This is a genomic window from Flavobacterium gelatinilyticum, assembly GCF_027111295.1.
Lineage (GTDB): Bacteria > Bacteroidota > Bacteroidia > Flavobacteriales > Flavobacteriaceae > Flavobacterium > Flavobacterium gelatinilyticum.
Genome location: NZ_CP114287.1, coordinates 359,209 through 381,587, shown reverse-complemented (window position 1 = coordinate 381,587; position 22,379 = coordinate 359,209). Strand labels below are relative to the sequence as shown.

Sequence of the window (22,379 nt, the reverse complement as noted above, 5' to 3'; positions counted from 1 at the left end):
TTATCAGTGTTAAATATTCCATATTGGTATTTATACTTTTTAATATTCATAGCTATTTTGGTTTAAAGGTTGTTTGTAGAAGGGATAATCATAAAGTGAGTTGGACTTGTTTCACAATCTTCAATGTAACAATCTTGATAATCTACATATCTTGCAGAAGTCCATCCCAAATCACCATTTATAAAACATTCTCGTGTGCCGTCTGGATTAAAATCTGGATCAATCCAATCTCTTGAATAACCAATTAGTTTCAAAAAATCTTCTTGGTGTAATGGGTATTTATTTAAATCATACCAAACACCCGATTTAAACTGTTTCAAATAAAATTCATTGCTTTTTGCCATAATTCTTGCATCTTTTATTTTTTATAAGTTACTGTGTACATCTTGTAATTTTTATCGCCGTTTACCTTCATTTTCCAGACTTCAACAGTATGTAAGTCTATTGGAACTGCTCTGTATCCATATTCTGCGGAGTAACAGTTTTTTCGATGTATTTCGGAGATTCGTTTTGTAAATTCTCCACACCAGCCACCCGAATCAGTTGCCCAGGTGTCGATCATTTCTCTAACAATTATTGAAACTTGTAATTCCTGCTGGCCACTGCCAACTCTATGACGTTCTAATTTCCATCCCATACTAATTTGTTTTGTGTTTATTTTTTATGAGTTATGTAATTACGGTTTTAGAGAATAACCGGAATCTCTGAAGGTTCAATGATTTTTTTAATGTCCTCCCATAGCTTTTCATCTGTTATCTCATTAAAGGTACGATCTCTGTCTGCTTCATACTCAAACTCTATTTCATAACTAAAATCAACATGATCATAATTCGGAGTGTAGCCATAGACACTGACTTTTATGCAACAATATTCTTTAACACTTAAACATTTTATCAGAGTTGCTTGCAACATGTCTGACCATTCACTTAGTTTTACTCTTTTATCCATTCTATTTGTGTTTTTATGTAATAATTTCAATTATTACTGATTAATGTAATTTTTGTTCCTGAGCCGGGATCGAACCGGATCGAAAGTGTACAAAGCTTTCGACTGCCATCACTCAGGTTCCACTTTGTCAAAAGTTTAAAACACTAAAAAAAAGTGTGCGTTTAATGCGTTTTGAATGTTGATTTTGGATGTGTCTTGAATCTGGTATTATCGATAATCAACTCTCTATATCTCTGAAAGGCCAAACGTTCTACTTTAGTTAATTCTATAAAACTCATCCAGCCAAATTGAGTATGCATGGCTATTGTTTTACCATTTACACTGTATTTTGACTGATCTTCAATCGGTATAATGGTTACGATCATGCTGTCGATGCTTTAAGGTTATTTTAATTTTGAAACTCATAAACTCAATAAATGAGGTGATTGGCTTTCTGTTCGTGGCGATCAATAAGCCGGTTACTAAAATCAGTGCGCTGAGATACTTATCCATTGCTAAACTGTAAACCTGAATTCGACCTTTTTTGTGCGATTCTCGCCAACTTCTACGAATTTGTAACCGCTGACATAAGAACTGCCTTTTGTTCGATTCTGAGCCTCGATTATAATGTCCATCCCTTCGTCAAACTCTGGTGAATTAAAGTCTCCACGCATTTGATTTAATTGGATAATCTTAGCAGGGTTCAACATTCCGGTTTTGATGTTTGGTTTCAGAAGGTGTGTAACCGCTTTTGTAAGCTTTACACTGTTTTCGTCCTGTTCGTCACCTGATAGTGCCGTGATATAGTCCATTATCTTCTGAATGCCGGCAGTCTCAGTTCCATCAAATGTGATTGTGACATTGTGACCAATTGTGATGCTGCATGATCCGTCTGGGTGTGTCACGGTGTGGCTTTCCTGTTCCAGTTTATCAAGACCGTAGATGTCCTTTTTTAAGTTTAAAACATCGCTGAAATTCGTAAATACTTTTTCTACCAATTCAACCATATTGTTTTGTCGTTCGATCAGCGGATCAATATTGCTCATCAGAAACTCAGTAGACAACTCTTTATAAGCGGCCTTATCTGATCTTGCTTTTTGCTTACTTGCTTTTTCTTCTGCAGCTAATTGATCCATTAGTGCTTTTTTGTCTTCAGCTGATAATTTTGTAATGTCTAGTGTTTCCATAATAATTGCGTCTTTTACGATAATGTTTTCTATTTTTTTAGTCATTGAAAGGGTTGGGAATTAAATGCGCCCAGGTTGTTTGATCTACTTTGTGAAGTGTGAGCTTCACTTTTGCTTCTAATGCCGGTGTTATTTGGTAGTACCTGATTTCATCGGATCTGTTTGATAAATTAATCTGAGAGAGTAAAGAACCTCGTTCCTGATTTATGCAGATCCTTTCTGCGCTTGTAAAGACGTAAATACGTCCATACTTTTGCTGTTCTGAACAGAAATACAAAACATTGTGCAGATCTGACAGCCTTTGAATTATTTGTTTGTTAATCATTTGCGTACTTATTTGCTTTGCTTTTTATCTGCTGTGCTTTTCTCAGATCCCTCAGATCTGATTCGATTGTTGTTCTGTTCATGTGGTTTGGGTTGTCTCGTAACCACTGTTCCAAATCGGATATTTTGTTTTTTATCTGCTGTGCTGTCATTTTAGTTTGAATAATAAACCGGCGTGTGAGTCAGTAAAAGGTTAGAAAAATCTTTGTTTCGCTTAATTTTTTCGATTAAAGCTCGCGGATGTTTTATCATCATTTGGGCGGTGCAAGCTTTATAGTGTGCCAAAAGCTGGTCAGGTTGCGGCGGAATAACAGCTACAATTTTTAAAAACTGTAATTCACATTTTTGATGTTCCATCATAAACCATTTGTTTAATGCTGCATTGGCCAAGAGTTGTTGTACTATACTTGGATAATGTCCATGATGCTGGCACCATACCATCATACTTAATATTAGTCGGTCTTCGTACTCTTCTGTTGACCATTGTAGATAATCCTGGATTTGATTTTGTGTTGTTGTTTTCATAACTTATCCCTTTTCTAATAGTTTTACTTGTCTATCGTTATATCCTTTTTGCCATATTAAACGAGGCTCGTAGGCTTCAAATCTATTTTTCTCAATTATTGCTTGATAATCTGTAACATTTACTACTATATCGGCGTCATAGTAAATGTCATCGGCAATTTTTCCTTTTGGCTTTTTTCCATCTGCTCCGGAAATCCAAATGAACGTTGTGTTCTGAAACTGGCTGATAAAGTCAAAATAATGTTCACTTCTCAACTTCCTGAAGAAGTATTGAACCGAGTCAATAACTACTATCTTAGGCTGTCGCTGTCTGCTTAATCTTGCTGTTAACTGTGCAATGTTTTCCTGATGATAATTGAAACCTGAAACCCCCTTCATATTGTTTCTTATCAGAGCCATTTTAAAACCCTTTTTCATTCCCTCTTCCGAAGTGTTATAATGCACAGGTTGAGAGTTTTGGCAAATTTGTTTAACAACCTGCAGCGTATAAGATGTTTTACCGTGTCCAGAACCTCCATAAACCAACCAATGACTATTTCCTAATTGCGGTTCGCCTAGGTGTTCCTGCCATTCTTCATCTACTTTTATAGTTTTAAATTTTATTCTTTCAATATCCTCGTAACTGTATGCCCTAGGTACTTTTATCATTTTAAGCCACTTTTTTTTGATTTAGAAAATAACTCTCAACATCCTGCTTAACTCTTCTTAAATCGCCTTCGCAATTATCAAAAATGAGTTCTATTCTATTTTCGTCGACTACTCCATTTTCGATGCAAATAGCCTTAACATCAGAAAGAGTGGCAGGTTTTAGTTTTAAAAACTTTCTACCTATGCGTGACCACAATTCAAAGTATCCTGAACGATCTGCCTTAACACCTCGTTTGATCCTCTTTTCTAGTGCCGGTACTCCCGAAAGTAAAAAGCCGCAGTGCCCAACCAAATCATTATAAAAATCGATGAAGAAATCCATAGAACCATCTTTTAACTTATCCATTTGATCAATGATTACTAAGGGTTTATCCAATCCACTCAAATGATCAATAAAACGCTCTACTAAATCTTCCGTAGTTCCAAAATCATCTAGACCACAAGCTGTAACCAATGCCTTTGCGTAACTTTTCGACTTCCAGAAAGTCTTACATTCAATATAAATGACATTCGGTAATGTGCTTGCTATTAACTTATAAGCTTGACTTTTTCCAGCCCCAGCATCGTATGAAATTCCAAAACTGATAGACTTTTCTTTTGCTTTTTCGGCATGACGGTAGATATATTCTAAATTGGTAGTTTGTGCTGTTTTCCAATCTAATTCAATGCGAAGTTTTACTTTTACTTTTCTCCACATTTCATCTTTAATTAAAGCCCAGTTTTCGTTTATCATTTGGCTTATGGTAGCCGATGATACACCAGCCTTAGTGGCTACTTTATTTTGTGATGTCAAAGCGCATAGGTGCTTTATTTCTTTTACAATTTGTTGTTTTTGGTCTGTTGTCATTGTTTTTTTGATTAGGTTAAAAATCGTATTCTTGATCTACGGCTTCAGCTATTAACTGTTCTACTTTGGTAACATTTCCGCCCATTTTTATAATTAAATCGGTGTCCTCTCTTAATGTGTCTCGGTTGATGTTTGTTCGGGCTTCCAGCGCCTTTAGTTCTCTTTGTGTACGCTGCAGTTCCAGCTTTCTAACCTCCATATCAGCAAGCCATTGCTCTTTTTGTCCTTCTTTCATTAAAGCTGGTATATTCTGATGCTTCCGTTTAGGTTCAGCGTTTGCAATCCATACATAATTATTTTTTGCATCCTTCTCGTATAGCTGCACATATCCATCTTCTATGAAATCCGGATCATAGCGCACTTTAAATTTTTTGCCTATATTTTTGTATCTAAAATCTAGATCAACATCTCCATTACCATCATAGACCTCAAATTCATATTTCTTACCAGAAAGCTCCACTTTCATTCCGCTCGATTTGTAAGTCACTAGTCGTTTAGTTTCGTCTATCCACATTTTATCCATTATTTCCCAAAGCGTTAGTGGCTCTTTCATTGGCATTTCGTGTTGATATACTTGGTTTCTTGATGTTTTATCAAAGTGTGGATGTTCGCCATCGTTCCATATATTTACAGCAGCTATCCACGCTTTTTGTAGCTCATCAACCGTTTTCAGATGTGCTTTATTCTCCAGAATAAAATCAGCATTCATTTTATTATCATCTCTTTTTACAGTTATACTTTGTCCATCCGAAAACCAAAATTTGGTAATGACTTCCTGCTGAATGCGTGCAAAAAGATTTTCAGCAGGGTTTGAGTGGTTTTTTGCCTTGTTCGGGTGATGTGTACCTTTGTCAATAGCGACCAGAGAATCATAAAGAGCCTGCATTCTGTCCATTTTGTGACCTCCTTGATGGTCATAAGTCAGATAATAAGGACGGCATTGCGCTTCATTGACTGCCATTTTAATGGTTTTGAAATGCTCAATATGGCTTTCGGTAAATGAGATATCCCAACCTATGATCTTTTCACTGTACACATCAAACATCACGTCAATTTTAAGTTTTGCCCCCATTTTATTGGTCGAATCATCCCAGTAGTGGATCCAATCCAGTTTTGTTCCGTCAATAGCCCAATATGCATTAGGAAACCATTCTGATCTATCCCTAGTCAGGGTGTGCTTGTACTTTTTGTTGTAAGCAGACAATCCGTGGCGTGCGAGTGTCCAGATACGTTCCTGTTCTGGCTGATGTAAGAAGTTATAAACAGCTGGTTCGGTCAAAAACTTCCAATTATGTTTTGTCGCTTCACGTTCATAATCCTTTAATACTTCTGGTATAGACATCTTGATTGGTAAACAATATTTAGCTAGTATAAAATCAGCTATCTCGTCTTTAATGATCTGTGCATTTTTCTGACCCTCACCTTTGTGCAAAAAAACCTCGTATTTATTTGGTATATATTCCTCGTATTTTGCTTTTAATCTTCGAGGATTACCCGGTAATGAATAGGTCCATTTTTTAGGATTAACAGCATTAACCGCCTCGCTGATATTTTGCCAAATCTGAGTTTTTTTTCGCCCAAACATTTTATATTTAATAGAAGGATTGTTCAGTACTGTTTGAATTGCGTTTAAAATGGTAACGTTTGTTGCTTTTTCTCTTTGATCTTCCAGAGATAATGGTTTTCCGCAGGGTTTTCGATGTTCTGCAAAAAACTTAATGGCTTTTGGATCAGGAAGGATATAATTTTCAAGTTGATTTCTAACAACAACTTCTTTGGGTTCTCCAAGGCCTTCAATGCATACTTTCTTGAAATCAACACCTTTATGAACAGGCAAATCGTGAAAACTTACAAAAGGCTCGTTACCTGGTCCGCGTCCTTCCTTTGTGCGGACTAATTTTCCTCTTTTACATAGGTTCTGATAGTTGTCATATGAAATTAATCCCCAGTCATCAAAAAGAAGCCGTGCGGGTATAGAAAGTGTGTTGTTATGATATTCGTACATAATTTAAACGTTGTTTAAATGGTATTTTATTTTCCTGCTGTGGTTTACAAGCCAGACAAAGCGAGGGATTTGCTGTTTAAACACTTCAATTGTCACAGATTCTCAATTTGTATTTTTTCAGCTTCCTCTAACAAAAGTGTTTTAGCCCTTGCACGGATCTTCTTGGCAAGATCAGACTGGTTATAATCCTTAAGAGCCATCATTACGTTTTGCTTACTTGTATTAAATTCTTTTGCCATTTGATTTTTAAACTCAGGTGCAATTCTTATTTTCATATCTTTGTTTTTTATACTATGTTTTTAAAATTGTTTTTAAAACTTATGTATTGTATTTTGTTTTACAAATATATAAACAAAGTTTATGTTTTTCCGTAAAAATCGAAACTTTATTTATATTAATCGAAAATAATATTATAAATGACTAAAATAGAACGAGTTAAGAAGTTAAGTAAATGGCTTATTTTTGATGGATTTGCAGATAATGATGCTGATTTAGCTAAAAAACTAGGCTACTCTAAGTCTTCTTTTTCTCAAATAATAAACGAAAAAGTACCACTCTCAGCTAAATTTATTGAAACATTATGCAATGCAAATAAAAATATAAACAAAGTTTGGATTACAGAATTAAAAGGTACAATGCTTAAAAGCACTTCTAATTTGTTAAATAATTCTGAAGACAAAAAACTAATACCATTGTATGATGGAGTTGTTACAGCAGGTATGCAAGAAACCGCAATAATGGATTCAACACAGCAACCAGCAGAAATGATTGATGCTGGAGACTGGTTTCGTGATGCTACTGCAGCTATGCGTGTTCATGGAGACAGTATGTATCCTGAATACAAGTCAGGAAGTATTGCTGCATTACGTGAAGTCAAAAACAAAAGACTCGTTGTTTATGGCCAAGACTATTTAATAGAAACCTCAGAGTACAGAGTTATTAAAAGACTTCAAAAAAGCGATCTCCCACAAAATTGGTTAGCTTGTTCGGTAAATGAGGAAAAGTACGAGAGTTCTGGACGTCTAATACACGAGCCTTTCGACATTCATATAGATGACGTAACAAGACTCTACCAGGTTCTAGGGAATGTCAAAAGAAGCCAAAGCAGTACTGTTATTCATACAGTTACGGTCAACAAACCATCTTAAGTCGTTATTAGTCAGGTATTTACAATCTAAAGACGTCTATTTTCATTGTATTTACACCCCCCTTACTCAGCAGTTTTTTTTGTAATAACAACTAAAATAGTGCATTTAAAACATAACTATACACATTTTTTTTGCTGTTTTTTGACCATCTATTTGACCATCTATTTGACTATGTATTGTTTTTTTTACTAGAATAGTTTTTTTTACAAATTTTAGATAATGAATATATAAAAGCCCTCACTCAGGAGGGCTTTTATTATAAAAAAAAAGGCGTTTAAGCCTTTTAAATAGTGGTTTTATATATGTTTTCTAGGCTGGGTGATAGTTCGTGATTTATATACGTAATTAATCGCTATTTCAATGGTAGTTAAACTGTACATTATGGTAGTTAATTGTACATTTCAAATTATTCTTTTTTTCGACCTTTTTTGGTGTTAACCCTTGTTTTTATTGGCTTTTCCGACCTTTTTATATTATGTAATATTGTACATTTCATTTAATAGCCCGTAGTAATGATACACTGTGATTGCTGTTTGGCGCAATTTCTAAATTGTAAAATACACTCATGATTTTAAATTTGGGGGTTATTTAATAATTATTATTTAGTATTTATAATTTGTTTGAATTAATAAAATCGTTTATCCATGATTTTAATAACTGCAATGAATGTAAATCATTAGCGCTGCAGATACGTATAATTTTTTCTGAACTATAATCTTTTAAAGATTCATTTTCATGAGCATTTTGTATATATGTTTGAAAATCATCTAAAAAGTCACTTACAACTGAGTCATTTCTTGCTATTTTGTAACCATTAAAAAACAGAAAAAAATCTTCAACTTTTTGCACTGAAAAAATTGACGGCCTTTCTAAAACTTTTACTATTAAATCAATATTTTCGACTTTCAAATCCTGATTCATTATATGCTTTATCTGTATAATTTATGGGGCTAATATAGAAAATTTAGTTTATGACCATGTTTAATAATCGATATTAATTTCATTGAATTTGTTGTATTATTGCTCACAGAATAATTATTTACAATCTGCATTTTTTACAATTAAACAATTATGATAAAAAAGATGATGCATATCGCATTTCTGCTGGTTTTAATAGCACTAATAATCTTTGGTATATTTTATTTTCTATTTATCAATATTGATTTTGTTGGCAAAAAAGATCCAAGAACAGTCGAAGAAAATGTTATAAGAGAAAACAGCAAATTGCTTTCTGCTGAATTTCGGGAAGATGGTGATTATTGCGAAATAACTTTGCTGGACAAAAACAAAATTCAGATTAACGCCGGAGAAAAAAACGGGAAAACAGATTTAATTCTATTTGAAGAATATCATCTATCCGGAGACACTATAATAATTGATTATGAAAATAATCATGATACAGAAATTGCTAAATACATGAATACAAATAAATTACTTATTGATAAAAACGAAATTTATTTTCAATTAGATTCAAATAATGTGTACAATAAATCGAAAACCATGAAGGTGAGATTTAATACAATACATAACTAACAATAGTTTTAGAATATGAAATTATTGATTAGATTTCTGTTTTTGCTTTTTATCAATTATAGTTTTAGTCAGGATTACAGACAAGCCAGGATAATTTTTAACGACAGCAGTTCAATTGAAGGTTTTGGTGAAATTAAAGGCAATACCATTTATTTTAAGGTGCTTCAGGAAGACAAAGCAGATAAATGGAGTTATGATTTTGCGAAAGGATTAACTTTTGCAGCTTACGGATTTTCAGAAAAGTATGAATACGTTAAAATTGAACATTCAAAACCTAAGTTGATGCAGGTTGTTGAAGAGGGAAAAGTAACTTTGTACAGAGATGCAAAGATTTATTTTGCTGATAACAGACCAGAATCGGAAAAATTTAAAGAAACTGCTTTAGTTCATTTACCAAACACTCATAGTGATAAATTATTTCAAAAGCACGTAAGCTCAATGGAAACAATGACTGAAACATTTTACGTGAAACGAGAAAATGAAGAATTTGCAACAGATATTATATTCAGTTTTAATATCCGTGCCAAAAAATATTTCGCAGATTGTAAAAAGGTTATCGAAAAAATCAAAAATAAAAAGTTTACCAAAAAGAATATTCAGGATATGGTTTTCTTTTACAATGAATATTGCGACGAAGACGAATAAAAAAGAAATCGTTACATTCCCGGCCAGTACAGAAAGTTAAATTTATGACCATCAGGATCCGTAAAACCAAAGGTATAACCAGCTTCGAAATTTTCGGGTTCTGCGAAAATCGTACCGCCTATAGCTTTCACTTTTTCGTGCCAAAGGTCTACTTCTTCCCTGGTCTTTGCTGATAATGAGAATATAATTTCATTTTCTCCAGCAGTCTTCAATAATTTTCCTCTCAAAGCATATTCTAATCTTACAGGGACAAAAAAGTTAATTACAAAATTACTTTCTCCAAATACAAAACTCACCAGTTCTTCAGTCTCTTTGCCGTTTTGTTTAAAACCCAAATCAGTATAGAATTTGATTGTTCGCTGCAAATCATGCGAAACCAGATTTGCCCATATCATTTTAGTTTCCATATACTTACTTTTTATTTGATTGTATCTAACTAAGTTACTAAATTAATCTTCTATATTCGCTGATAAAATATTTTATCTTAAAACAGACAAAAATTGACTACTAAAAGCCAAAACCCAGCAGAAAATCAGCACACCAAGCAGCATTTTGAAATACTTGACGGATTAAGAGGAATCGCAGCGCTTGCTGTGGTTGTCTTTCATTTTATGGAATGGATTTTTACAGATCCGAGCCAGAATTTTATAGGTCACGGATTTCTTGCGGTTGATTTTTTCTTCTGTCTTTCCGGTTTTGTAATTGGATATGCCTACGATGACCGAATTGCCAATATGGGGCTTCGTAAATTCTTTACAGCCAGAATTATAAGACTTCATCCTCTGGTGATTGCAGGATCATTTCTGGGATTGTTTGCTTTTTTGTTTGATCCTTTTGGCGGCAATTTAGAAATGTACAGCGCCGGCAAGATCATTTTAGCATTTATTTGTTCGTTATTCATGATTCCGCTGCCTGTTATAGAAGATCGCGGCTTTAATCTTTTCAGTTTCAATGCGCCGGCCTGGTCATTGTTTTGGGAATATATTGCCAATATTGTGTATGCCTTGATACTTTATAAAATCAGACGCAACCTTCTGCTTATCCTGACCATACTTTCGGCTTTTGCAATTTGTTACGTTGGTTATAATTCGGGCAATTTATTAGGCGGCTGGAGCGGACCTACTTTCTGGGATGGTTTTGCACGTATTTCGTATTCTTTTCTGGCCGGATTGCTTATTTACCGCTCAAACTGGATTATCAAAAATAAATTAGGATTTGCGGGACTTTCAGCCTTATTACTTCTGGCTTTTATAATGCCATTTTCAGAATGGAACTGGATTTCAGAGCCTTTGGTTATATTATTCTATTTCCCTTTACTGATTGCTTTGGGAGCAGGTTCAGTATTAAAGTCGGGTTTGAAAAAAGTTTGTGTGTTTTCAGGAAATATCTCCTACCCTTTATATATGACACATTATGCTGTTTTATGGATGTTCGGAAATTATTATATCAACTATAAACCGGATATTGCAGAGCTTACATTAATTGTTATAACATCGGTTGTACTTCTTATTGGATTTGCCTATTTGGTAATGACAGTTTATGATATTCCGATAAGAAAATATTTAAGTAGTAAATGGAATGCCAAAAGGAGTATCTTTTTTTCGAGAGTTTGATAAATAAGTGGATTTACAATAAAAAGCATGGGAAAAGCTAATAATAGATCTAAAGAAATATTAAAATTAAATTTGGATTACTTTTCAGATTTTAAATTGCTATATGAAGAAGGAATACGATTTTATGCAAATTCAAAAGATATTGTATTTAAATTAAACATTAAGAAAGATGTTTTTTCTAACGTTGTTGAAATCATACAAACTAGTCAGGGAGAAAACGATATTTATTTTTTTAGTTTATGGAATGGCTATTTTTCAGTCATAATGACAGATCTTACAGATAGCCATATTTATTCTGATTTACCTGCATTTATAAAAAATTGGAACGAAGGAAAAGGCTGGGATTGGGATGATGATGCGGAATTAATTGATGAATATGATTTAGATTGGTTAATTATAACAATAAAAGAAATACTTCCTAAATATAAAAATGGAGTTTACGATAAATTAGAAAATCATTTCAAATGTTTTTCTGATTTAGTTATATTTCTGGAGTTTGTAAAAAATAATAATTTTGAATTAAGGATCTGCAGAAACTAGTTTTTTTGCTATTGTAATAACCATGGAAAATGCTTTAGACAAAAAATCATTAAAAGAGATACTTGTAAAATCTATTTCAAAAAATGATTTAGGATTTACTTTTATAAAGTATGACGACAGAAATTATTATTTTCAACGAGAATCTACAATGAAGCAAGCGATTGATTTGATGAAAATTAAAGTAGCTTTTAAAAAAGGAAATATTTATTGTTCATTGCAATCTCTTTTAGATCGTTCGCTAAAAAATAAAAAATACGTACTTAATGGTTTGCTTAACAGACAACTATATCTTAAAAATACCTTTATAAAAAACAGTTTGTTTCCGGATAATATTTACTATAAATTCGATAACAATCAGAAATCATTACATGATGCTTTAAAACAAATTCTTTATGATTTAAACTCAAAGGGAAAAATATTTGTTTGCGATAATGATCAACGATTTGAAGATCCTAGATTTATTAAGGGTATGCAATTTATTGAATCTCTTAATATTGAAAAAGAAAGTTTTAAAAATCAATTCTATAAAGATTCTGAGAAAGCAAAAAATTCAATTCCAAAGAATAAAAATCCAATATTTTGTCACTTTGTTGATGAACTGAATAGGGTTAAAAATGTAGAGCCTGATATTGAAAACTACATGATAGCATTTGAGTTTCTGCATAAATTTATGTTCGAAAAATAAGTAGAAAATATTATTATGAATTTAAATACCTGCTGGAGACTAGTAATCGTTTCTTTTTTGTTATTTCAGAATGTTGGCGCTAATAATTTAAAGCCGGTAATTAAGGATTCTTGTCTAGAACAAAATGTTACTATAAAAGCAGAATTTAAATCCAAATCTATATATTTCTTTTTCAGACGAACGAATCATAAAAAAGTTAAACGCATAGACAAAGCAGTTAACAAAGACGGCAAAGTACTCCTTACTATTACAATGAAATCAACCGAAAAAGGTGATGTATACGATTTTAAAAAGTTTCACAGATTAGTAATTATAGATAACCAAATTCATGAAGTTACTGTGATTCTTGGAAAAGAAAAGGGAAAACTGATTCTTTATAATTTCTGCGGCGAAAAAGTGAGTGAACAAAGTGTAGATTCGGAAGAATTATTAGAGAAATATAATTTTAAGTTTTATTAAGATTTATTTTTTCTTTAATATATTCTTTCAAAAGAAACGCCATTGAATCGATAAACCCCGCTCGGATTTGCTCCTCCAAACCATAGTTCGCCTATTTTGCTTTTGTAAATAGTCCAGATATGCTGACTTTCGAGCCCGTCTTCTTTCGTGAAATTTTTTACAGATTTGCCGTCATATCTCCAAACACCAGATCCCACGGTTCCAAACCAGATATTTCCTGATTTATCTTCTCCAATAGAAAAGACTTTTTCAAGAGAATTTCCTTTGGTATCTTTCTTGTTTAGTCTTTGCTGTTTTGTAAAATTGATTACTTTTTCTCCGTCAAATTTTAAAACGCCAAGTCCATTATTGGCAATCCAAATATTTCCTTTGGTGTCTTCCATGATACTGCGGGCGTGAAAATATGCAGTTTTACCATCCAAACCTAAAGTTTCATTGTTTATTATTTTAAAATCCTTACCATTGTAGCCAATTACAGCACCGTAAGTTCCGAACCAAATTGCATTCTTGCCTCTAACAAAAGCTGTTGAAACGGAATACTGATTCTCCTTTCCCGCTATTGTTTTTACGGGAAACGTGCGATACGAAAGTTCTTTTCCGTCATATTCATATACTCCCGGATCTCCTTCAAACTTATTATAACCTTCTCTTTCATTGCCTTTAAACCAAATACTGTTTTTGTTTCGTTTCCAATTTTTTTTTGCCGTATAATTTCTTTTGGTAAACTTTGCCATTTTGTTTCCGTCGTAGCTGCTGATCCCTGTTCCGCATTCAAACCAGATTATACCATTTTTATCTTCATAAATATTTCGAACCTGATTTTGGCTTAACCCGTTTTCTATGGTAAAATATTGCAATTTTCCATTTTGAAGCAGACAAACTCCTTCCTGATAACTTCCAAACCAAATATTTCCTTTGCTGTCCTCTAAAATAGAACGAACGCCGGTAGTGTATTTCAGCCTTACGGTACCATTTGTACTTTCGATATGCTCATTGTTATTTTTAGGCTGATTTTGATTGCAAGAGAGTATTAAAACAATCAAAAATGTACAGCAAAATTTAAATATGGATTGTCTATGTAATTTTATTTTCATCTTAAAGTATATATGCGGCATTTCGTACGCAATTTACTATAAAGTTTTATTCAGGTTCGGTTAAAAAAAGATTTTCTATCTTACTTTTAAAGAAAATTTAAAATAGGATATTAAACCAACAATCATTTTTTATTTATCGTAAAAAGAGTACTAAATTTCAGAAAAAATATTTGCTATATTCGCATCAGAAAAAGCTGAATAACCGTTTAAAGGCAGCTAAAAAGTTATAATTCTAATTTTTTACTGCAGGTTCTAAGTCCAAGTTATCGTGATTTTATAAAAAAAGCATTAAAGACTATCTTATGAAGTTAAACCCAATTTATACAATACTTTTGCTTGTATTTTCTACTTTTATTTTTGGACAAAGCAATTTCTCTGACAATCCTTTAGACGCAGTTTTTGAAACAAGAGATTCAAAAAATTTCTGGGAAGCATTTGATAAAATGGATAAATCAAAACAAAATCCATTTATTGAATATATGCAAAAAGGCTCTCAAGGTGTTAAAGGATTTACTGAAAATAGAATTATCAACGCAGATTCGCTTTTTAATGTTGTAAAGAAAAGAAAAGCAGATTATGAACTTTCAAGAAATGTTCTTGATGGTCTTTCTTCTAAGAAAAAGAGAATAGTAGCAATTTATAGTGCGCTAAAATATTGGTATCCAAATGCTAAATTCCCTCCGGTTTATTTTGTTTACGGCCGATTTAATTCGGGCGGAACTTCTTCTCCTGATGGAGTTATTATTGGAATTGAAATGCTTCAAAATCTGGATGGGATTTCCGGTTTAATTGCGCATGAGCTTATCCACTATCAGCAAAAAATAACAGGGAAAGATATGTTGTTGAAGTGGTGCCTGCTTGAAGGAGGTGCAGATTTTATAGGTGAACTTACTTCAGGAGAATCAATAAATCAGTTTTCATATAAATATGGAGATCAAAATCTGGATAAATTAGGTCCGGAATTTGTGACGAAATTAAAAAGTACTGATCATCAGGATTGGTTATATGGAACCTCTAAAAAAGACGACAGGCCAAATGATTTGGGATATTGGATTGGCTATAAAATAACCGAATCGTATTTTAATAAACAGAAAGACAAACAAAAAGCAATTGAAGAAATACTAAATATAAAAGATCCTTTGCAATTTTTAAAACAAAGCGGTTTTTTGGATATCTATATCAAAGAATATCAAAAATCAGGAAAAGAGAGTTTTGATGCGTTTTTTAAATACTAAATTAAACTAACTGCCAAAATCTGTGTCAGTTTGAGTTACGATTTTTATTCTTTCCTGGTTCCTGTCCAGATATAATTTTTATGGCATCCATCCGAAATCAGACGGGTTATTTGTTTGCTGGTTTCCTGTAAAGATTTATTGTTTTTCTTTTCCGAGAATGAAATGATTAAGTTGGGCTTTTCGAACTGGTGTATTTTTTGAACTTTGTTGTTTGTATATTTTAGATTCAGCTTATTGATATACAATTGTTTTTTATACGTCCTTCCGTTATTATGTGAAACTACGGTAATATCATTTGCACCAAGTTCAAAATTTTTAATTTCGGAAAATGGAACTTGGATTTTCTTAAAAAGATGCAGCTTTATCTTTAGAACTTTTTTAGTATTGTCAATATAAAAAACATTTGACGTTGGTTTAATAAAAGTTTCAAATGAAACAGAAGCAAAATATAAACCAGTAATCAATAGTATGCCTGAAAATATAAAACCCAACAATACATTCAGATTAAAATCTTTTTCTATCAGATTAATAAAGAATTGGCAGCAAATGTAGAAAATAGGAATTGAGAGTACTAAATAGAATACTATATAGTAATAATCATTTACACTCCTTCTATAATCAATTTTTAAATTTCCATTCTCAAATTTCTCAATAGAATAATTACCGATTTTGTAGTTCATATTTTTTTAATTGTTGAATACTCTTGGGGCATTTAATGTATTCTGTGTCTCAAATCAGCAGAAATATATAAAAATAAAAAACTCCAAAATCAAAAGACTTTGGAGTTTTTAAATCTGTGGGCGATGAGGGGTTCTAACCCCCCAACCACTTCCGATGGAATCGGAATGCTCCTGAATCAGCTAAGCTAATCTTTATTTTTTAATTAATTCCTGAATTTTAATGCGGTTCAGAATTTATTCTTGCTTTCGCTAAACAAAATATAAACAGTAACACATAAAATGTATAAAAATAAAAAACTCCAAAATCTTTTGATTTTGGAGTTTTAAAATTTTGTGGGCGATGAGGGGTTCGAACCCCCGACCCCCTCGGTGTAAACGAGGTGCTCTGAACCAGCTGAGCTAATCGCCCTATTTTACTAGGCGCAATCATTTTTGTGATTGCGAGTGCAAATATACAGCTAGATTTTAGAATTACAAGTATAATTTTAAAAAAAAATAAAACTTTTTTTAAATATTGAATTTATATACTTCTTTTTCAAACGCTTAAAGCAACTAGAAAAATTCCCCCTTTCTTATTATTTAGTTAAAAATTAAATTTTGAAAGTCTAAATCCTAATATCACTTTGTATTCATTTGCCAGAGTTATACATTTGCATACCTAAAAATAGTAAATCCTAATGGCTAGATTTAAAGAAAATGATTTACCAAAATCAAAAATAACAGCAAATTCCCTAAACAAAGCAAAAACAATATTTAAGTACGCAGGAAACCATCAATGGAAATTCTTTATTGGATTAATATTCCTGCTTCTTACCGGTGCTACTGCCCTCGCCTTTCCTAAATTAATGGGAATGCTTGTAGACTGCGTTAAAAACAAAGACAACGGCCAGGCCAATCAAATAGCGTTAGGATTAATCGTAATCCTTTTTCTGCAGTCGTTTTTCTCTTTTTTCAGATTATCATTATTTGTAAACTTTACCGAGAATACGCTCGCAAATCTTCGTTTGGCTTTATATACCAATTTAGTAAAACTGCCAATGACCTTCTTTTCGCAAAAAAGGGTTGGCGAATTGAACAGTCGTATTAGTGCTGACATTACGCAGATTCAGGACACGCTGACTACTACAATTGCCGAATTTCTGCGTCAGTTTATATTGATTATCGGAGGCGTTATATTATTAGCAACCGAAAGTTTAAAACTTACATTGTTAATGCTTTCTGTAGTACCGCTTGTTGCCATTGCAGCTGTTGTTTTTGGAAGGTTTATTAGAAAATATTCGAAGAAAGTTCAGGATCAGGTTGCAGAAAGCCAGGTAATAGTCGAAGAAACAATGCAGGGAATCAGCATTGTAAAAGCTTTTGCTAACGAATGGTACGAAATTGCACGTTATAAAGGCAAAATAAGCGATGTTGTAAAACTGGCGATCAAAGGCGGTCAATATCGTGGTTATTTTGCTTCCTTTATTATCTTCTGTCTTTTTGGTGCAATTGTAGCTGTAGTATGGTTTGGCGTGCGATTGAGTATTGCCGGAGAAATGAGCGTGGGACAATTAATCTCATTTGTATTGTATTCTACATTCGTAGGTGCTTCTTTTGGAGGAATTGCCGAATTATATGCGCAGATTCAAAAAGCAATTGGAGCAACCGAAAGGGTTTTTGAATTATTAGACGAAAGTCCCGAAAAAATCAACTCTGATTCAAATAAAAATCAGGAAAAAATCAAAGGAAATGTTACTTTTAATAATGTAGCATTCAGTTACCCGACACGTCAGGAAATTCAGGTTTTGAAAAACGTAAATTTCTCAGCCGAATTTGGTCAAAAAATTGCAATAGTGGGGCCAAGCGGTGCCGGAAAATCGACTATTTCGTCGTTGCTGCTTCGCTTTTATGATATTACATCAGGAGAAATTACGGTTGATGGTAAAAACATTTACGAATATGATCTTGAAGATCTTCGCGGTAATATGAGTATTGTTCCTCAGGATGTAATTTTGTTTGGCGGAACTATCAGGGAAAATATTGCTTATGGAAAACCGGATGCTTCTGATGAAGAAATAATGATTGCTGCAAGACAAGCCAATGCTTTTAATTTTATTGATGGTTTTCCTGAAAAATTTGAAACTTTGGTTGGAGAACGTGGTGTGAAACTCTCAGGCGGGCAGCGCCAGCGTATTGCTATTGCAAGAGCATTACTTAAGAACCCAAGTATTTTGATATTAGACGAGGCGACTTCATCTTTAGACAGTGAAAGCGAAAAACTGGTTCAGGAAGCTTTAGAAGTATTAATGGAAGGAAGAACAAGCATTATTATTGCCCACCGCCTTTCAACCATCAGAAATGCCGATAAAATATTAGTTCTGGACGGCGGAAAAATATCTGAAGAAGGAACACATCAGGAATTAATAAATCTTGAAAACGGAATCTATAAAAACCTGAGTAATCTGCAGTTCAGTAACTCATAGAATAAATTCTAAAATTTCAAATTCTAATAAAAAAGAAAGCTCCAATTTTATTGGAGCTTTCTTTTTTATCATCTGTAAACTGAGACTGACCATTAAATAGTAAACAGAATACTATTTACCTTTTCTTCTGTTACGTTCAGCCTTAATCATTGATAATTCACGGCTTGTCTGCCCTGCAACCGAAGTATTTTCTTCGGCACGGCGAATAAGGTACGGCATAACATCTTTAACCGGGCCAAAAGGCAGGTATTTAGCGTCGTTATAACCATTTGCAGCCAAATTGTAACTGATATTATCACTCATTCCGTATAATTGGCCAAACCAGATTCTGTTATCGTTTTTATTAATGTTATTCTGAGTCATTATTTCCATTAACTTATACGAACTTAATTCGTTATGAGTTCCTGCAAAAATAGACATCATATCCAGATGGTCTGCCATATATTGTACAGCGGCATCATAATTATCATCCGTTGCCTGTTTAGAAACACAGATTGGAGAAACATATCCTTTTTCTTCGGCTCTTTTGTTTTCTTTTTCCATGTATGCCCCGCGAACCAGTTTCATTCCAATGTAGAAACCTTCTTTTTTTGCAATTTCGTGCAGATTTTTTAAATAATCCAGACGATCCCAACGATACATTTGTAATGTATTAAAAACAATTGCCTTCTCTTTATTATACTTACGCATCATTTCGGTTACCAAATCATCGGCAGCATCCTGCATCCAGCTTTCTTCGGCATCAATCAATAAAGCAACATCTTTTTTATGAGCTTCACTGCAAACCTGCTCAAAACGAGCAGCCACTCTGTCCCATTCAGCCTGTTCTGCAGGTGTAAGGGTTTGTTTTTCTCCTAATTTTTCATACAATTCAAAACGCCCTAATCCGGTAGGTTTAAAAACAGCAAACGGAATAGCCTGACGCTCTTTTGCAAATTCGATAGTTCTCAATGTCATTTCCAAAGCGGCATCAAACTGCTCCTCTTCTTCTTTCCCTTCTACCGAATAATCTAAAACAGATGAAACTCCTTTTGTAAACATTTTATCTACCACAGTAAGGCAGTCATTCTCGTTTACACCGCCACAGAAGTGATCAAAAACAGTGGCACGAATTAATCCTTCAACAGGAAGATGAGCTTTAATTGCAAAATTAGTAACAGCAGTACCTATTCTTACAAGAGGTTCGCTGTCGATCATTTTAAAAAGAAAATAAGCCCTGTCAAGTTCGGTATCGCTTTTTAACGAAAATGCAACTTGAGTGTTATCGAATATTTTTTCCATTAATTATAGTTTTTGTGCAAAGATATAGAGAGTTTTGAATAATGTTCACTAAATACAAGGGTATTTTTTTAATATGACAATATAATAATGAATGATTTTTGATCATAAAGTAAGATTTTATTTATATTTTACTTATTTTTGCAAAAAATAGAAAACTAGATCGCTTATCATATGAAAAGTAGTAGCAAGAATTTGGAAAATATTTCAGATAATATAGTAATTGTATTTGTTCTGATGCTTTTGATTATTGATTTCTTACCGCATTCCGCAAATGAAGATATTGCCTATCCGCAATTCTTGTATTTAGCAGGACTAAATTCGGTTATAGCCCTATACATTGCAGTAAAAGCAAAGTTTATCACGGCAGATATGACTGGTTCTTTAAAAAGATCATACGTATTTTGGTTCTTTTCCATTTTTGTTATTCTTTGCGGGTTTTCCTTTGCCAGCGCAGTCAACACCACATTGGTTTTAGAAAAGTTTATCGAACTTATCATAGCATTCTGTATTCTTGTCAATTTTACATTTCTTTTAAAAAACAGACTGCATCTTTTACCAAAAATTATTCTAATAGTGTGTATTGTAGCGTTTTTACAATCTGCGATAGAACTTTTTCACTTTAAAAGAAACTTTGATAAAGCGTCAATTACAGCTGCTCTTTCTGATTTGGCCCTGAGTACGGGAAATATAAACATTCTGGCTGCGAGCTTAACTATAAAAATTCCTTTTATATTATTAGGTTTTGCTCATTATTTACCAAAAAAGAGGATTTTTTTGATTATTACACTGCTTCTGGTTACAACTACCATCTTCCTAACGGCTGCAAGAACCGCTATAATCAGTATGATACTGCTTTATATACTTTTTGCATTGTACAATTTTAAAATTAATTCATTTAATAAATCAACCATCATAAAGACGCTTATTTTGGTCATTCCAATAGCAATAACAATTGCAATAAGCGGATCAATATTAAAAAAAGCAAGCCAAAATGGCCGTTATGTTTCATTAACAAACAGGATGGAACAGATTAACACAAAAGACGCTTCTACAAGAGCCCGATTAGTTACCTGGAAAAACACATTTGAGATGGCTAATGCAAACCCTCTTTTGGGAGTTGGACTTGGAAATTATAAAGTAGAATCTATTCCTTACGAAAAAACGCAAAATGACAACTCAACTATTTCCTTACATACACACAACGATTTTCTGGAAATTACCGCAGAAACAGGTTTTTTTAATGGTTTGATTTACCTTTCCTTATTTGTTATAATTGGTATTATTAATTTGAAAAGATTTTTCAAATCCGATCAAATAGAAACTCAGTCCCTTGCAATGCTTAGCTTAATGTTAATAGTAGTTTACGGAATGGACTCTTTGTTGAACTTTCCAATGTTCAAACCTACTATGATGATTTTTTTATGTTTTACAATGCTTTTTACTATTATTAATGAAGTACGTTCAAATACTTCAGAAACAATATTGCTGAAAAATAGTTTTTACTGGGTTATTGTAATTGTAAGTTTGGTAACTATCTATTTTGCTAATTTAGGATATAAAGCATCTGCATTAGAATTCCTTATAAAAAAGGATGATGCTTCAGGGTATAAAAATACTATCCTTACAGGAGATGAAGTAATAAAACGTCTGCCTAAATATAAAAACACATTAACTACGGCTGAATCGTTTTATGAATATGCCGGAATTTATTATTACAATGAAAACAAAATGGATCAGGCGTTAAAGTATCTTACTAAAGCAGATAAGATAAACCCGCATTTTGGAAGAATCTATTTTTATAAATCACTTATTTCTAATACCAAAGGAAATATGGATAGTGCTTTTGTTTATGCCAAACAGGCATTTTATCTTCGCCCTAGAAATATTAATTTTTACACAATGTCAACTCAATTTGCAAGAGCAAAAAGTGATACGACAGAAATTTTAAAGCAGCATAAAACTTTTACACAGTACAGAAATATTCCGGAAGCCTGGAAAATTGCAGCAAATGAACTTCAAAAAACAAAATACAATAAGAAGAAACTGCTTCTTTTTATAGAAAAAGGAATCAAAGAATTTCCTGGAGACAGCACACTGCTTAAGAAAAAAAGCGATATAGCAGCTGTCGAATATCTTGATCAGGCACAGGCTTTTTTAAAAGTAAATAATAAATTAAAAGCGTTGGAATTTTATAACAAAGCCCTCAAGGCTGATCCTTCTAATGCAGATATAATGCAGTATCTCGCTTTTTATTATTACAATCTACAAGATTACAGGCAGTCTTTAGGTTACTTTTTAAAAGCTTTAGAGTTAAGACAGTTTGATTCAGGCCGAACAGAGTTTTTTGTAGCAAATTGTTACCTGAAAATAAATGACAAAGTGAATGCTTGCAAGTATTTCAATATTTCAAGCTCAAAGAACTTTACAGATGCCAGATCTCAAATAATTGAAAACTGCAAATAGACTTTTTGATAAAAAGATCTGATAAAAGAGAATATTTTTTATCAGATCTTTTTTTGAGGTTGCCTATACAATAATATT

Annotated in this window: 27 protein-coding genes and 1 tRNA gene; 10 read left to right on the top strand and 18 right to left on the bottom strand. The window is 32.9% G+C overall.

Translation table 11 applies throughout. The annotated features are described in order from the left end of the window. Positions 1-62 precede the first annotated feature (62 nt). From OZP11_RS01505 to OZP11_RS01450, 12 genes are all read right to left on the bottom strand, one after another. A complete protein-coding gene (locus tag OZP11_RS01505; RefSeq protein ID WP_281233474.1) occupies positions 63-344 on the bottom strand; it encodes a hypothetical protein in 282 nt (93 codons plus the stop codon). Between the two features lie 14 nt (positions 345-358). Next, positions 359-637, bottom strand: coding sequence for a hypothetical protein (locus OZP11_RS01500; protein ID WP_281233473.1), 279 nt, complete (start codon positions 635-637; stop codon positions 359-361). Between the two features lie 47 nt (positions 638-684). Continuing rightward, the gene (locus OZP11_RS01495; RefSeq protein ID WP_281233472.1) at positions 685-948 is read right to left on the bottom strand and encodes a hypothetical protein; all 264 of its coding nucleotides are present in this window, start codon (positions 946-948) and stop codon (positions 685-687) included. A gap of 161 nt (positions 949-1,109) precedes the next feature. Further along, positions 1,110-1,313, bottom strand: a complete 204-nt coding sequence (locus OZP11_RS01490) for a hypothetical protein (RefSeq protein WP_281233471.1) — start codon at positions 1,311-1,313, stop codon at positions 1,110-1,112. A gap of 129 nt (positions 1,314-1,442) precedes the next feature. Then, a complete protein-coding gene (locus OZP11_RS01485; protein WP_281233470.1) occupies positions 1,443-2,159 on the bottom strand; it encodes a DUF3164 family protein in 717 nt (238 codons plus the stop codon). Continuing rightward, positions 2,152-2,439, bottom strand: coding sequence for a hypothetical protein (locus OZP11_RS01480; RefSeq protein ID WP_281233469.1), 288 nt, complete (start codon positions 2,437-2,439; stop codon positions 2,152-2,154). The genes OZP11_RS01485 and OZP11_RS01480 overlap by 8 nt, the downstream gene beginning before the upstream one ends. Then, positions 2,432-2,590 carry a hypothetical protein gene (locus OZP11_RS01475; protein ID WP_281233468.1) on the bottom strand — a complete coding sequence of 53 codons (159 nt, stop codon included), beginning with the start codon at positions 2,588-2,590 and terminating at the stop codon, positions 2,432-2,434. Before OZP11_RS01475 ends, OZP11_RS01480 begins: the two co-directional genes overlap by 8 nt. Before the next feature lies 1 nt (position 2,591). Continuing rightward, complete coding sequence (locus tag OZP11_RS01470; RefSeq protein ID WP_281233467.1) at positions 2,592-2,963, bottom strand: hypothetical protein; 372 nt, start codon at positions 2,961-2,963, stop codon at positions 2,592-2,594. Positions 2,964-2,966: 3 nt separating this feature from the next. Continuing rightward, positions 2,967-3,611, bottom strand: coding sequence for a P-loop NTPase family protein (locus OZP11_RS01465; protein ID WP_281233466.1), 645 nt, complete (start codon positions 3,609-3,611; stop codon positions 2,967-2,969). Between the two features lies 1 nt (position 3,612). After that, positions 3,613-4,458: an AAA family ATPase gene (locus tag OZP11_RS01460; RefSeq protein WP_281233465.1), complete on the bottom strand. Its 846-nt coding sequence runs from the start codon at positions 4,456-4,458 to the stop codon at positions 3,613-3,615. 16 nt (positions 4,459-4,474) lie between these two features. After that, positions 4,475-6,463: a hypothetical protein gene (locus OZP11_RS01455; protein WP_281233464.1), complete on the bottom strand. Its 1,989-nt coding sequence runs from the start codon at positions 6,461-6,463 to the stop codon at positions 4,475-4,477. Between the two features lie 92 nt (positions 6,464-6,555). Beyond that, positions 6,556-6,738: a hypothetical protein gene (locus OZP11_RS01450; protein WP_281233463.1), complete on the bottom strand. Its 183-nt coding sequence runs from the start codon at positions 6,736-6,738 to the stop codon at positions 6,556-6,558. 141 nt (positions 6,739-6,879) lie between these two features. Here OZP11_RS01450 and OZP11_RS01445 point away from each other — a divergent pair, with 141 nt between their 5' ends. Next, positions 6,880-7,611 carry a LexA family transcriptional regulator gene (locus OZP11_RS01445; RefSeq protein ID WP_281233462.1) on the top strand — a complete coding sequence of 244 codons (732 nt, stop codon included), beginning with the start codon at positions 6,880-6,882 and terminating at the stop codon, positions 7,609-7,611. Between the two features lie 609 nt (positions 7,612-8,220). Here the strand turns inward: OZP11_RS01445 and OZP11_RS01440 are convergent. Continuing rightward, positions 8,221-8,532, bottom strand: coding sequence for a hypothetical protein (locus tag OZP11_RS01440; protein ID WP_281233461.1), 312 nt, complete (start codon positions 8,530-8,532; stop codon positions 8,221-8,223). 150 nt (positions 8,533-8,682) lie between these two features. Here OZP11_RS01440 and OZP11_RS01435 point away from each other — a divergent pair, with 150 nt between their 5' ends. Together OZP11_RS01435 and OZP11_RS01430 are read left to right on the top strand one after the other, a co-directional pair. Next, positions 8,683-9,144, top strand: coding sequence for a hypothetical protein (locus tag OZP11_RS01435; protein WP_281233460.1), 462 nt, complete (start codon positions 8,683-8,685; stop codon positions 9,142-9,144). A 15-nt stretch (positions 9,145-9,159) separates the two neighbouring features. Next, positions 9,160-9,789, top strand: coding sequence for a hypothetical protein (locus OZP11_RS01430; RefSeq protein WP_281233459.1), 630 nt, complete (start codon positions 9,160-9,162; stop codon positions 9,787-9,789). A gap of 11 nt (positions 9,790-9,800) precedes the next feature. On the opposite strand, the gene OZP11_RS01425 is transcribed toward OZP11_RS01430, so the two are convergent. Next, positions 9,801-10,196, bottom strand: a complete 396-nt coding sequence (locus OZP11_RS01425) for a VOC family protein (protein WP_281233458.1) — start codon at positions 10,194-10,196, stop codon at positions 9,801-9,803. A 93-nt stretch (positions 10,197-10,289) separates the two neighbouring features. Between OZP11_RS01425 and OZP11_RS01420 the strand changes: the two genes are divergently transcribed. The 4 genes from OZP11_RS01420 to OZP11_RS01405 are packed head-to-tail and all read left to right on the top strand — an operon-like array spanning position 10,290 to position 13,086. Next, on the top strand, positions 10,290-11,402 hold the full coding sequence (locus tag OZP11_RS01420; RefSeq protein ID WP_281233457.1) for an acyltransferase family protein: 1,113 nt from the start codon (positions 10,290-10,292) through the stop codon (positions 11,400-11,402). A gap of 27 nt (positions 11,403-11,429) precedes the next feature. Next, a complete protein-coding gene (locus OZP11_RS01415) occupies positions 11,430-11,942 on the top strand; it encodes a hypothetical protein (protein WP_281233456.1) in 513 nt (170 codons plus the stop codon). A gap of 22 nt (positions 11,943-11,964) precedes the next feature. Further along, on the top strand, positions 11,965-12,627 hold the full coding sequence (locus OZP11_RS01410) for a hypothetical protein (protein ID WP_281233455.1): 663 nt from the start codon (positions 11,965-11,967) through the stop codon (positions 12,625-12,627). A gap of 15 nt (positions 12,628-12,642) precedes the next feature. Then, the gene (locus OZP11_RS01405) at positions 12,643-13,086 is read left to right on the top strand and encodes a hypothetical protein (protein WP_281233454.1); all 444 of its coding nucleotides are present in this window, start codon (positions 12,643-12,645) and stop codon (positions 13,084-13,086) included. A gap of 14 nt (positions 13,087-13,100) precedes the next feature. On the opposite strand, the gene OZP11_RS01400 is transcribed toward OZP11_RS01405, so the two are convergent. Then, positions 13,101-14,129 (bottom strand): ligand-binding sensor domain-containing protein, encoded by a 1,029-nt coding sequence (locus OZP11_RS01400; protein WP_281233453.1) that lies wholly within the window; start codon positions 14,127-14,129, stop codon positions 13,101-13,103. Positions 14,130-14,482: 353 nt separating this feature from the next. Between OZP11_RS01400 and OZP11_RS01395 the strand changes: the two genes are divergently transcribed. Further along, positions 14,483-15,415: a DUF2268 domain-containing putative Zn-dependent protease gene (locus OZP11_RS01395; RefSeq protein ID WP_281233452.1), complete on the top strand. Its 933-nt coding sequence runs from the start codon at positions 14,483-14,485 to the stop codon at positions 15,413-15,415. A gap of 44 nt (positions 15,416-15,459) precedes the next feature. Here OZP11_RS01395 and OZP11_RS01390 read toward each other — a convergent pair whose 3' ends face one another. Together OZP11_RS01390 and OZP11_RS01385 are read right to left on the bottom strand one after the other, a co-directional pair. Continuing rightward, entirely contained in the window at positions 15,460-16,095 is a 636-nt protein-coding gene (locus OZP11_RS01390) for a hypothetical protein (RefSeq protein ID WP_281233451.1), read from the bottom strand. Positions 16,096-16,429: 334 nt separating this feature from the next. Further along, positions 16,430-16,504: transfer RNA gene (locus OZP11_RS01385), tRNA-Val, on the bottom strand. A gap of 268 nt (positions 16,505-16,772) precedes the next feature. Here OZP11_RS01385 and OZP11_RS01380 point away from each other — a divergent pair. Next, entirely contained in the window at positions 16,773-18,557 is a 1,785-nt protein-coding gene (locus OZP11_RS01380; RefSeq protein WP_281233450.1) for an ABC transporter ATP-binding protein, read from the top strand. 111 nt (positions 18,558-18,668) lie between these two features. On the opposite strand, the gene OZP11_RS01375 is transcribed toward OZP11_RS01380, so the two are convergent. After that, positions 18,669-19,838: a proline dehydrogenase family protein gene (locus OZP11_RS01375; RefSeq protein ID WP_281233449.1), complete on the bottom strand. Its 1,170-nt coding sequence runs from the start codon at positions 19,836-19,838 to the stop codon at positions 18,669-18,671. A gap of 171 nt (positions 19,839-20,009) precedes the next feature. Between OZP11_RS01375 and OZP11_RS01370 the strand changes: the two genes are divergently transcribed. Next, positions 20,010-22,301, top strand: a complete 2,292-nt coding sequence (locus OZP11_RS01370; RefSeq protein ID WP_281233448.1) for an O-antigen ligase family protein — start codon at positions 20,010-20,012, stop codon at positions 22,299-22,301. Positions 22,302-22,379 lie beyond the last annotated feature (78 nt).

Coding starts and splice junctions, on each gene's coding strand:
- OZP11_RS01405 (WP_281233454.1), top strand. CDS start 12,643: ATGAATTTAAATACCTGCTGGAGACTAGTAATCGTTTCTTTTTTGTTA.
- OZP11_RS01445 (WP_281233462.1), top strand. CDS start 6,880: ATGACTAAAATAGAACGAGTTAAGAAGTTAAGTAAATGGCTTATTTTT.
- OZP11_RS01415 (WP_281233456.1), top strand. CDS start 11,430: ATGGGAAAAGCTAATAATAGATCTAAAGAAATATTAAAATTAAATTTG.
- OZP11_RS01475 (WP_281233468.1), bottom strand. CDS start 2,590: ATGACAGCACAGCAGATAAAAAACAAAATATCCGATTTGGAACAGTGG.
- OZP11_RS01455 (WP_281233464.1), bottom strand. CDS start 6,463: ATGTACGAATATCATAACAACACACTTTCTATACCCGCACGGCTTCTT.
- OZP11_RS01430 (WP_281233459.1), top strand. CDS start 9,160: ATGAAATTATTGATTAGATTTCTGTTTTTGCTTTTTATCAATTATAGT.
- OZP11_RS01380 (WP_281233450.1), top strand. CDS start 16,773: ATGGCTAGATTTAAAGAAAATGATTTACCAAAATCAAAAATAACAGCA.
- OZP11_RS01465 (WP_281233466.1), bottom strand. CDS start 3,611: ATGATAAAAGTACCTAGGGCATACAGTTACGAGGATATTGAAAGAATA.
- OZP11_RS01470 (WP_281233467.1), bottom strand. CDS start 2,963: ATGAAAACAACAACACAAAATCAAATCCAGGATTATCTACAATGGTCA.
- OZP11_RS01395 (WP_281233452.1), top strand. CDS start 14,483: ATGAAGTTAAACCCAATTTATACAATACTTTTGCTTGTATTTTCTACT.
- OZP11_RS01375 (WP_281233449.1), bottom strand. CDS start 19,838: ATGGAAAAAATATTCGATAACACTCAAGTTGCATTTTCGTTAAAAAGC.
- OZP11_RS01425 (WP_281233458.1), bottom strand. CDS start 10,196: ATGGAAACTAAAATGATATGGGCAAATCTGGTTTCGCATGATTTGCAG.
- OZP11_RS01495 (WP_281233472.1), bottom strand. CDS start 948: ATGGATAAAAGAGTAAAACTAAGTGAATGGTCAGACATGTTGCAAGCA.
- OZP11_RS01490 (WP_281233471.1), bottom strand. CDS start 1,313: ATGATCGTAACCATTATACCGATTGAAGATCAGTCAAAATACAGTGTA.
- OZP11_RS01410 (WP_281233455.1), top strand. CDS start 11,965: ATGGAAAATGCTTTAGACAAAAAATCATTAAAAGAGATACTTGTAAAA.
- OZP11_RS01505 (WP_281233474.1), bottom strand. CDS start 344: ATGGCAAAAAGCAATGAATTTTATTTGAAACAGTTTAAATCGGGTGTT.
- OZP11_RS01440 (WP_281233461.1), bottom strand. CDS start 8,532: ATGAATCAGGATTTGAAAGTCGAAAATATTGATTTAATAGTAAAAGTT.
- OZP11_RS01460 (WP_281233465.1), bottom strand. CDS start 4,458: ATGACAACAGACCAAAAACAACAAATTGTAAAAGAAATAAAGCACCTA.
- OZP11_RS01485 (WP_281233470.1), bottom strand. CDS start 2,159: ATGACTAAAAAAATAGAAAACATTATCGTAAAAGACGCAATTATTATG.
- OZP11_RS01435 (WP_281233460.1), top strand. CDS start 8,683: ATGATAAAAAAGATGATGCATATCGCATTTCTGCTGGTTTTAATAGCA.
- OZP11_RS01370 (WP_281233448.1), top strand. CDS start 20,010: ATGAAAAGTAGTAGCAAGAATTTGGAAAATATTTCAGATAATATAGTA.
- OZP11_RS01480 (WP_281233469.1), bottom strand. CDS start 2,439: ATGATTAACAAACAAATAATTCAAAGGCTGTCAGATCTGCACAATGTT.
- OZP11_RS01500 (WP_281233473.1), bottom strand. CDS start 637: ATGGGATGGAAATTAGAACGTCATAGAGTTGGCAGTGGCCAGCAGGAA.
- OZP11_RS01390 (WP_281233451.1), bottom strand. CDS start 16,095: ATGAACTACAAAATCGGTAATTATTCTATTGAGAAATTTGAGAATGGA.
- OZP11_RS01450 (WP_281233463.1), bottom strand. CDS start 6,738: ATGAAAATAAGAATTGCACCTGAGTTTAAAAATCAAATGGCAAAAGAA.